This window comes from Pyramidobacter sp. C12-8 (assembly GCF_002007215.1).
Lineage (GTDB): Bacteria > Synergistota > Synergistia > Synergistales > Dethiosulfovibrionaceae > Pyramidobacter.
Window position 1 is genome coordinate 1 of record NZ_MUHX01000047.1, and the last position, 9,940, is coordinate 9,940.

Genomic DNA, 9,940 nt, shown 5'->3' on the forward strand with positions numbered 1-9,940 from the left:
CCGCTCTCCAAAGGCACGGGCGCAGGATGATGAGGATCGGATCGAAGGGAATGAAAGAAATGAAGGGAATGAAAGGAATAAAGGAAATGAAGGGAATGAGGCGGGGAAGGGGGAGCCGTTAAGTTGTTTCGGACGGGGGCTGAAGGATCTTGGGATCGGGCAGATCTTTGCCTTGACGCCGGAGGCGAAGGGGCGTGTCGAACGTCTTTGGAACACGATGCAGGACAGGCTGCCGGGGAGCTGAGGCTGCTTGGCGTCTCGGATATCACGGCGGCCAACGAGGTTTTGCCCAAGCTCATCGCCAGGCACAATCGGAAGTTTGCCGTCACGCCGGCTGAGGGAGAGGACGTTTATGTGAAGCCGGAAGGAAAAGTCGATTTGGATTTTCTCTTTGCGCGTCGCGAATCTCGCAGGACGGATCACGGCGGCATGATTTCCTATGGAGGTCGTCGGTACGTTCCGGCGGCGGACGATTGCCTCGGGATGGCCCAAACGACGGTTGAGGTGCGTGAAACGTCGACCGGGCGGATCTGGGGTGTTTCCAAGGGCAGACGGATCGAGATGAAGGAGGTTGAAAGTCAAAAACGAGTCAACTCCGATGAGGCATCGGCAAAGAAACGGAAAAGCGGGCTTGTGAAAGCGCACAAGCCCGCTCCGGACCACCCTTGGCGGCGTGGCGTCGTCAAAAGGCAGGGATATCATAGCACATGTCGGGATAAACGTACGTTCGCGTAGACGTTGTTATGGCGGCACGATGGGGAGTTCTTTCGAGGTGTCTTGCTGTGATGGGAGTGTGATGGGGTGACTTTTTTAATGAGCAGTTATGGTGACATTTTTATTGGCTATTGACAGGAGCGGCGGCGCGGGAAAAAACGATGCGCGCGGCGGACGCCGAGGCGTCGGGATGAAAATACTGTTTCCTGCATAATAATGCAAATTTCGTTTTTATATTTCTGATAATTTTGTAGTTGACAAAACGAATGCGTTAGATTATATTCGATTTGCCTCTGAAGAAAGGCGTTGCAAGCGAAGTTATTTTGTGTCCTGCGGTGTGAAGGCGGCCTCTGTAAAAAGTCGCGGCCTTTTGTTTTTTCGCGCCGATGGGCGTTCTATGTTTTGAGGGAGGCGTTCTGATTGGTTGACAGAGAGTCGTTGAAGGAAAAGATTTTTGCGGCGGTCGACGCGGCGGAGCCGACGGTCCGCACCTATGCGGAGGACATCGCGGCCAACGCCGAGCTGGGATTTTTCGAAAAGCGCACCAGCGGCAAACTCGCCGAAAATCTTGAGGCGCTGGGATTGAAACTGAAGAAAGGCATCGCGTTGACCGGGCTTCGCGCCGACATCGGCGAGAATGAAGGGCCAAAGATCGCGCTGATCGGCGAGCTGGACGGCATCGTCTGCCGCAACCATCCGCAGGCCAATCCCGTCGACGGCGCTTCCCACAGCTGCGGGCACAATCTTCAGACTTCAATCGTGCTGACCGCGGCGGCGGCGTTGGTCAGGAGCGGCGTCATGAAGGAGCTCGACGGTTCCGTGGCGCTGATGGCCGTTCCCGCGGAGGAGTTCATCGAGATCGACCGCCGCAAGAAGATGCGCGACGAGGGCAAAATCACTTATCTGTGCGGCAAGCCCGAATTCGTGCGCCTGGGCGAGTTCGACGACGTGGACATGGCGATGATGATCCATGCGGGCGAGTTCTCCTCAGGGCCGGCGTTCTCCGTCCCTTATCACGGCAACGGCTTCCGCGTGTTCATGGTGCGCTACGAGGGCAAACAGGCTCACGCCGCCGCCGCTCCCGACCAGGGCATCAACGCGCTGTATGCGGCCGTCGCCGGCATCAACGCCGTCAACGCGCTGCGCGAGACGTTCCGCGACAACGATCACGTGCGCGTCCACTTCATCATCACCAAGGGCGGCGATTCGGTCAACAGCGTGCCGGACGACGTGCGCCTCGAAGGCTACGTGCGCGCCGCCGACGCGGCCGTGATCGATTCGGTGTTCACCAAGGTGGAGCGGGCCTTCAGGAGCGGCGCCGAGGCGCTGGGCTGCACGTTCCACTTCACCAGCATCCCCGGCGACATGCCGCTGGCGGTTTGCGATCCGCTGAACCGTCTTTTCGTCGAAAACGCCGCGGCTCTGGTCGGACGCGACAAGGTGCTGACGGGCTCTTACTTTGCCGCTTCGACGGACATGGGCGATATCTGCCACCTGATGCCCGGCATTCATCCGTCGGCGGGCGGTTCCGTCGGCGCGCTCCATTCCGCGCAGTTCAAGGTGACGGACTTCCACGCCGCGGTGATGGACTCGGCCAAGGCCCTGCTGGCGACGGTCGTCGAGTTGCTGGCCGACGACGCGGCCAAGGCGCGCGAGATCATCGGCGGCTTTAAGCCCATTTACACGAAGGAGCAGTATCTCGCGGCGATGGACGCCCGCTTTTCCGAATATTAGGTTGTGTCCGAGGGGCGTGTGCCCTTCGGTCGAAGTTCGGCTTTATCTCTTCACATTCTCTATTTCAGAAGGAGGCTTTTTTGTATGGAAACTGTCGGCAAAGCATTGAGGAACTGGAAGATCCACGCCTTGGCGCTCGCCTTGTCGGTCGTCGCCGAGCTTATCGGCGGCAAGACGTTCGACGTCGGCCCGGCCAAGCTGGTTCTGGTGCCCATGTTCTACTCGTTCATTCTGGGCGCGGTCATCAGCCTGCCAAAGATGAAGCTCCTCTCGATGGACGACATGATGCAGGTCTCGTCGCTGGTCGGCGTGACGTTTTTCCTGCTCATGGCCCGTTACGGCACGCTGGTCGGCCCCAGCTTCTGGAAGGTCGTCCATTCGGCTCCCGCGCTCCTGCTGCAGGAATTCGGCAACCTCGGCACCGCCCTGCTGGGCGTTCCCTTCGCCGTGCTGCTGGGGCTGCGCCGCGAAGCCGTCGGCGCCGCCTTCTCCAACGCGCGCGAGTCGAGCGTCGCCCTGGTCGGTGAAAAGTACGGGATCGACTCTCCCGAAGGCTTGGGCGTCATGGGCGTGTACATCACCGGCACCGTCTTCGGCGCTCTGTTCTGCAGCTTCATGAGCTCCATCATCGCTTCGACGATCTCCTGGTTCAGTCCCCAGGCTCTGGCGATGGCCTGCGGCACCGGCAGCGCCAGCATGATGACGACGTCTCTGGCGCCGCTTGTGGCGATGTTCCCCGATCTGAAAGAAGAGCTTACGGCTCTGGCTGCTTCCAGCAACATGCTCTCCGGTCTGGACGGCCTGTACATGTCGGTCTTCATCGGTCTGCCCATGACGGAGTTCCTCGTCCGCCTGTGCGGCGTGAAGGACGCTCCGAGCAAACCCGGCGCGCAGAAGTAGCCCAGAAGAAGGGAGTATACGACCATGACTAATGTACAGCTCGTCCTTTTCATGCTCATCGATACGTTCCTGAGCGTCGTCGTCAATATGATGCAGGGCGTCGCGCTTGCCGACACGCTGCTGGGCATGGCGGTGCTGCTCGGCATCGTCGCGGCCGGCGTGATCATCCATAAGCTGATCCCCTGGAAAGGTCTGCCCGCGGTCGCTTACATCACCACGCTGGGTTGCATCGTGACGATCCCCGATCTGCTGCCCGGCGCGGCGTTCATCAGCAAGGCCGCCGGCAAGATCGGCTTTGTCGGCCTTTGCACGCCCATCCTGGCCTATGCCGGACTGGCGCTCGGCAAGGACATCGACCTTCTGAAAAAACAGGGATTGAGGATCATCCTCGTCGGGCTGATGGTCTTCGTGGGGACGTTTCTCGGTTCCGCGATCATCGCCGAAACAGTCCTTCGCTTCATGAAGTAAAAGAAGCGGAGCAGACGAAGCCGCCCCGTTGCCGTACATGGCAACGGGGCGGCTTTTTGTATGAAACGGCCCTGAAAGAAGTCTTGGGAAACGATCGTGTGATACTAATTCTTGATGGAAAGTATTAACATAGTTTCCCGGGCGCTGCGGAGGAGTTCAGTCGCTCGGGACTCCCTCGACCGCTGCGCGGTCTGCGCAGCTCGCTTTGTGAATCTCTCCCGCAGCGCCCTCGCGTTCGGCCTTTTAATTAAGAAATAGTATTATCAGGAAAACGCCGCGTTTTCAACGTGACTTCGTGCAGATTTCATGATTGCGGCGGCTCAATGTTTTTTGTATAATCATAAATAAAGGTTGCAAAGCGTTGCTTCTATATGATGGGGTGATGATCATGTATAATCCGCTTCATCCGGCAAAGAACATGGATCTTCGTCAGATCGTTTACGAGAAGATCAAGCAGGCTATTGTGAGCGGTATCATCAAGCCGGGGGAAAAACTTTCCGAAGTCGAGCTGGCGGAAAAAATGGCCGTGTCGCGGACGCCGGTGCGCGAAGCGATCCGTCAGCTGGCGAAGACTTCGCTGGTGACGCTGACGCCGCGCAAGGGGGCCTACGTCTCCTTGCCGTCGATCAGCGACGCGGGGGCGCTCTACGAGCTGCGCGAGGACTTGGAAATGTTCGCGGCGGCGCTGGTGTCGGTGAACCCTCCGGAAAAGGAGCTGAAAGAGTTTCTCGAAATTTTCAAACACATGGGCAACGATACGGATCCGCAAAAGTATTTGGAAGAGGACCGCCGTTTCCACGCTTTCCTGTATCAGTCGTCCGGCAACCGTTTCCTGATGAATTCGCTGCAGGAGCTGGTGGATGTGATCAACCTGTATCGTCCGTATTCGCTGGGCGACACCGAGTACATCAGGCATCTTGCCGAGGGGCATGTGGAGATCATCGAAGCGCTTCTGGACCGCGACGAGAGAAGGGTGCGCGAGGCCATGAGGGCTCACATACGCATGAGCCGGGCGCGCCTCGAGGCTTACTTGAACACGCATACTTCCGAACGTCTTCCGCTCCGCCCATGAGTCAGTGGTCTTTCTTTCAGTCGACGCTGATCATCGCCCTGCTGTCGCCGCTGGGACTGTTCCTGGCGGCGTCGTTCTTTTTGCTTCTGATCCCGGCGGCGGAGGGGCGCGCAAAGCGGCGCGTCCTGTGGGGGCTGCTGACGCTGCTTTTCGCTTTTTCGTGCACTGATTTCTGCGGTAAAAAGATGCTTGCCTTTTTGGAAGCTCTGACGCCGGAAGCAAAGGAAGGGAGCGGCGGCCGTTCGGCCGTCGTGCTTGTGCTCGGCGGCGGCGCGGTCGCCGAAGGACAGACGTATCAGCCCTCCGTTTCTTCGCAGCGGCGTCTGCGGACAGCGAGAGAAATTTTATCGCGCTGCGGAGACGCGAAGCTCCTGCTTTCGGGCATCGAGTCGCCGTTGATGGCGCGATGGCTGCGGGATTCGCCGCCTCGGGAAAAAGTGCTTCTGGAAACTCGTTCCTTGAATACCGAGGGCAATCTGCGCGAGAGCGCCGTTTTTTTGCGAAGGCTGTATCCCGACGAGCGTCCGCGCCCGCAGGTCTTTCTCGTCACGGACCGTTTTCATATGGCGCGGGCTCTGCGCTGGGCGAAAAAATTCATGCCTGATTTCGAGGTCGTCCCTTCGCCTGCGCCCAGCCTCGTGCGGAACGTGCCCTGGCGCCCGGTGAACTTCGTGCCGACCTGCCGGGGCCTGGAGCTGACCTCGATGGCCTGGCGCGAAACGCTGGCGCTTCTGAGGGACTGGTTCCGTTCACGCTATGAGAAACAGGATCAATAAAAGCGGGAAGTTTGCGCCGCGTTGTTTCGACGACGCAAACTTCCCGCTTTTTTTATGGTGAGCCCGCCGATGAGCCGCGGGAGATTTCCGCCGCGAAATTTTGGGCGCTGACAACGGAAGAGAGCGGACGCCCCGCCTGCCCCGCGGCAACGTGCAACAGCGGGTAATGAACGGCAAATATCGAGATTAGCGCCTGCACGACAGGCATTCCCAGCCAGAGAGGACTGAGCAGGGGGTGCCCCTCCAGCTCTGCGGGGCTCACGGTGCGGCCGGCGTTTACGGTGATCTCTCCGAGCCCCGCCGCGGCCAAATCTCCCAGCAGGGACAAACAGCGCGGCGAGAGGAAAACGTCGACATGAACGGACTGTCCGTGCATCCTTTCGAGCGCCCGCCGACCGTTATCCCGCACGAACCGGCGGTATTCCCATGGCACAAGAGCCTGTGCCTCGACCAAGCCCCTGGCGAGAGCGTACATTGTGGCGAAAGTCGCGTCGGCCAGTGCGGCGCATTCAGGATCGGAACAGTTGTTCACGAGAACGCAGCGCATGCCGGCACGCCGCGCTGCAAGCAGCTCGTAAAGGTAGTCGCCGACGACGAGGCACTGGGAAGCGGGCACGCCGATGGACGCTGCCGCGTCGGTCAGCGCTCGCGGATCCGGTTTGACGTGGCGGGCTTCGCGCCCGAAGGTTTGCGGCGGCAGCCTGAAGCCAATGCTTTGGGCGGCGCGTTCGATGGATTCGCGGCAGTTTCGCGACACGACGCACCAAGGAATGCGGCGTCCGTCGAGCAGGCTGACGAGATCGAAAGCGCCGGCGACCGCGGCGGAACGCGCGGCGCCTCGCATCTCTTCGTCCCTGATGGCGTTCATGAGCTCGGTTCTGAGAGGCTCGCGCATCTCCGCCGCCGTCTCCAGCAGAGGAACGCGCCGTCCGCCGAAGTATTTTTCCCGGATCGGGGCGAAATCGAGCCTGCTCTCGGCAATGACGCCGTCCCAGTCGAAAACGACCCCGCGGATTTGATCGAGATGGATATAGGGGGAACTCATTGTCTCACTTCCTGTTTGTATCGAAAAGATTTTATGTTCCGTCGGCGCTGGATACAAAAAAAGAGGGAACCCCCTGAGAGTTCTCTCTTTTTCGATAAACTGGGCCCACAGTGCCGTGTCGCGGCAGTCTTGACCCGTTCCGCTAGAAATGGAAGATTGCCCGACCGCCACGACGGCCGCAGCCTCTCTTCACCGGACGACAGGTGTTGGCTCAAGACGAAAGCCAAGATCACGAACACCGCAGGTAGACTTTATCATTACGAAAAGTATAGCACAGCTTGTGAACAAAGCAAGCTGTTTTTAGCGGTTGGGCGTCGCCTTTCGCATTTTTTCGCGGTTTAAAGCAAAACGGCTCCCCGAACGTTCATGCTTTCTCTTCGGCGGCGGCGATCCCGTCGACGTGATGCAGCTGGTATTCCGTAAGGATCTTCTGTTCGATGATCCGTCCCGTGCCGTGGCAGTCCTCGCATTCGCGCTCTTCGACGCCGTAATTGATGCTGCCCAGGCCGCCGCAGGATTTGCAGACGCGGACTTTCATCGTTTCCTTGTCGAAAGAGAGATTCTCGCTCAGACTGTCGAGCGTGAACTCCTCCTTGAGCGTCTTGACGAGAATACGCCCCGTTCCGTTGCACTCGGAACAATTGAAGCGGTTGCCCTTCAGGTCGATGCCAAATCCCAATCCCTTGCATTTTTTGCAGATGTGAATTTTCATAGTTTCCGGATCGAATTCCATGGAAAAAACTCCTTCTCGAAAAATGTACGCTCCCGTCGGCGGAAATGCGACGATCGCGCCGCTTCTTCTTCATAATTCCCGTCCATTATACTCGCTTGGGGCGCTGAAAATCAAAACGGGAGAAACAAACAGGAGCCATTTTCGCTCTAAAAAGCAAAACGGCTCCTGCGCTTTTGTTTAGGCGTCGCGCCCGTATCGAGGACGGCGCTCCGAAGCACGCTCGAAATTCCTTTTGCCGAGACGTTCGCCGGAACGATCGAAGCGGCGCTCGCGGCGCGGGCCGCCCAAGCGGGGCTGGGGTTCGCCGGAGCCTCCGGAGATCAAGCCGCGGTCGATCAGCCGCCGCCGTCCGCCGTCGTCGAGGCTGGCGATCGCCGCGGGACTCAGCTCCACCTCGGTGTGCGAGTCGCGCATTTTGATGTTGCCGATCTCGTCGCGGCTGACGCCGAGCGCCGCGCACAGCGCGCCCAAGATCCGCCCCACGGACCATTCCTGGTCGTTCCGTCCCTTGGCGATGCGGATGGAAAGGCCTTGTCCGCGAAAGCGCGCGCGTTCCGCGCCGATGCCGCGCCGTTCGCCGTCGAAGCGGGAACCGACGCGGCCTTCACGGCGCGCGGCGGCGCGCTCGCGGCGCTGGTCGAGCTCGCGCTGGAGCGAATCCCTCAGGGAGTAACCCGTGGGGATGTCCTTGACCACGACCGACAGCAGCTTGGCCGCCAGATCCGCGGCGTCGTCGCTGCGTTCGAGGAGCGACTCGGCCCAGGCGCGGATCTCCGGCGCGGGAACGAGCTCCAGTAGCGATTCTTCGCGGCGTTCGCGCTGAATGACGCTGATCTCCTGAATGTCGGGGACTTTCAGCCATTTGACCTTCATCTCGGAGCTGCGGATCATGAACTTGAAGCGTCCCGATTCCTGCGGCGTCAGCAGCAACAGGTTGCTGCCTTCGTGACCGGCCCGCCCGGTGCGTCCGGAGCGGTGCACGAAGGTCTCCATGCTGTCGGGAAGGCCCAGCTGGATCACGTGGCTGACCCCCTGCACGTCCAGCCCGCGGGCGGCCACGTTGGTGGCGACCAGAATGGGGATGCGCCCGGTGCGGAAAGATTCCAAGGCGTTGCTGCGTTCGCGCTGCGTCATGTCGCCGTTCAGGGCCAGAGCCATCAGGCCTTCTTCCTGAAGACGCCCCGCCACTTCTCCCGTATCGGTCTTGGTATGGCAGAATATCAGGCAGAGCGCCGGCTTCTCCCACAGCAGGATGTTAACCAGCGCTTCCATGCGCTGACGCGAAGGCACCAGATACACGCGGTGCACGATGTCTTCGTGCTGCTCCTCCTCGTGGTTCAGTTCCAGCCGCAACGGCTCCTTGAGATAGCGCTTGCAGAGCGAAAACACCGCGTCGGGCATCGTCGCCGAGAAAAGCCAGGTCTTTTTGCGGTTCACAGCGGCTTCGAGGATCGCTTCCAGCTCGTCGCGGAACCCCATGTCGAGCATGTTGTCGCCCTCGTCAAGAACCAGCGTTTCGATCTCGCTCAGGTCGAGCGTGCCGCGGCGGATATGATCGAGGACGCGTCCCGGCGTGCCGACGACGACCGAGGCGCCGCGCCGGAGCTGGAAGATCTGGTGCTCCATGCTCATGCCGCCGACGATGCTTGCCGTGGCGATGCCTCTGATGTGGCCTAAAAATTCCGATTCGCCGGCGTTCTGCATGGCCAGCTCGCGCGTCGGCGAGAGCACCAGCAGGCGGGGCTTTTTGCCGCCGCCTTCGAGTTCGTTCAGCAGCGGCAGAAGAAAAGCCAGCGTCTTGCCGGAACCCGTGCGCGCCTGCACGACCATGTCCGTGTCCAGATTGGGCTGCGACAGCACCTGCGCCTGAACCGGCGTCGGCGTCGTAAAGCCTCGTTGATCGAGAGCGGCGAGAAAACTCTCGGGCAGATTGAAATCTCTAAAACTTGCTGCGGTCACTTCGTAATTCCTCCCAGAATCGCAAGGGATTCCCAAAGGACCGCCCACCGCGAGCCGCCCTTGGCGTTTCATCCCTGAATCATGACGCTGAAATCGCGTTAAAAAAACAATTATGATCGTTTCATGCGTGTTTGTCAATGCCTGGAGGAAAATCTGTCGTTGTTCAGTGATAAATGAAATTCTTCAAGGTAAATGCAACGCAACATCCGGTACCCCGTTGCATTAAATCTGAATTAAAAGGAGCTTGCATTTAGTCTGAATTGATGAAAGACCTTTCTTACGAGACAACAGATCTCGGAAAGGAGTTCATCATCATGAACAAACATTTGACTCTGGCTGAAAGAAAAGCCATTGAAAGCGCCCTCAACCGGCGAGAATCTCTCAGAAGTATTGCCTCAACAGTTCTGAAGTCGCCGAGTACGATCTCCAGAGAGATCAGAAAACATGCAGAGACTGTCTTCAAAGGCTGTTATGGCCGGACAGCAAACTGCTGCCTTCACCGGTATGACTGCTCCGTTACTTCCCTTTGTAACACCTCT

Annotated in this window: 10 protein-coding genes and 1 pseudogene; 8 read left to right on the forward strand and 3 right to left on the reverse strand. The window is 59.2% G+C overall.

Going from position 1 to position 9,940, the window contains the following annotated elements; translation table 11 throughout:
• The 7 genes and pseudogenes from B0D78_RS13285 to B0D78_RS11775 form a co-directional block, all read left to right on the forward strand.
• Positions 1-244, forward strand: a pseudogene (locus tag B0D78_RS13285) (hypothetical protein); the annotation flags it as partial.
• Positions 208-735, forward strand: a complete 528-nt coding sequence (locus B0D78_RS11750) for a hypothetical protein (RefSeq protein ID WP_143521870.1) — start codon at positions 208-210, stop codon at positions 733-735. The pseudogene B0D78_RS13285 and the gene B0D78_RS11750, both read left to right, overlap by 37 nt.
• Before the next feature lie 399 nt (positions 736-1,134).
• Positions 1,135-2,448, forward strand: a complete 1,314-nt coding sequence (locus B0D78_RS11755; RefSeq protein WP_078017135.1) for an amidohydrolase — start codon at positions 1,135-1,137, stop codon at positions 2,446-2,448.
• Between the two features lie 84 nt (positions 2,449-2,532).
• Positions 2,533-3,348, forward strand: a complete 816-nt coding sequence (locus B0D78_RS11760) for a DUF3100 domain-containing protein (RefSeq protein ID WP_009165591.1) — start codon at positions 2,533-2,535, stop codon at positions 3,346-3,348.
• A gap of 24 nt (positions 3,349-3,372) precedes the next feature.
• Positions 3,373-3,816 (forward strand): DUF340 domain-containing protein, encoded by a 444-nt coding sequence (locus B0D78_RS11765; RefSeq protein ID WP_078017136.1) that lies wholly within the window; start codon positions 3,373-3,375, stop codon positions 3,814-3,816.
• Between the two features lie 388 nt (positions 3,817-4,204).
• Positions 4,205-4,888 (forward strand): GntR family transcriptional regulator, encoded by a 684-nt coding sequence (locus B0D78_RS11770; protein ID WP_317540216.1) that lies wholly within the window; start codon positions 4,205-4,207, stop codon positions 4,886-4,888.
• Positions 4,885-5,664: a YdcF family protein gene (locus tag B0D78_RS11775; RefSeq protein WP_078017138.1), complete on the forward strand. Its 780-nt coding sequence runs from the start codon at positions 4,885-4,887 to the stop codon at positions 5,662-5,664. Before B0D78_RS11770 ends, B0D78_RS11775 begins: the two co-directional genes overlap by 4 nt.
• Before the next feature lie 52 nt (positions 5,665-5,716).
• On the opposite strand, the gene B0D78_RS11780 is transcribed toward B0D78_RS11775, so the two are convergent.
• From B0D78_RS11780 to B0D78_RS11790, 3 genes are all read right to left on the reverse strand, one after another.
• Positions 5,717-6,709: an HAD family hydrolase gene (locus tag B0D78_RS11780; protein ID WP_078017139.1), complete on the reverse strand. Its 993-nt coding sequence runs from the start codon at positions 6,707-6,709 to the stop codon at positions 5,717-5,719.
• A gap of 364 nt (positions 6,710-7,073) precedes the next feature.
• Positions 7,074-7,421, reverse strand: coding sequence for a molecular chaperone DnaJ (locus B0D78_RS11785; RefSeq protein WP_240496173.1), 348 nt, complete (start codon positions 7,419-7,421; stop codon positions 7,074-7,076).
• A 198-nt stretch (positions 7,422-7,619) separates the two neighbouring features.
• Positions 7,620-9,401: a DEAD/DEAH box helicase gene (locus tag B0D78_RS11790; RefSeq protein WP_240496174.1), complete on the reverse strand. Its 1,782-nt coding sequence runs from the start codon at positions 9,399-9,401 to the stop codon at positions 7,620-7,622.
• A 263-nt stretch (positions 9,402-9,664) separates the two neighbouring features.
• On the opposite strand from B0D78_RS11790, the gene B0D78_RS11795 reads away from it, so the two are divergent.
• The coding region (locus B0D78_RS11795; RefSeq protein ID WP_143521727.1) for a helix-turn-helix domain-containing protein at positions 9,665-9,940 on the forward strand (276 nt) is incomplete at its 3' end.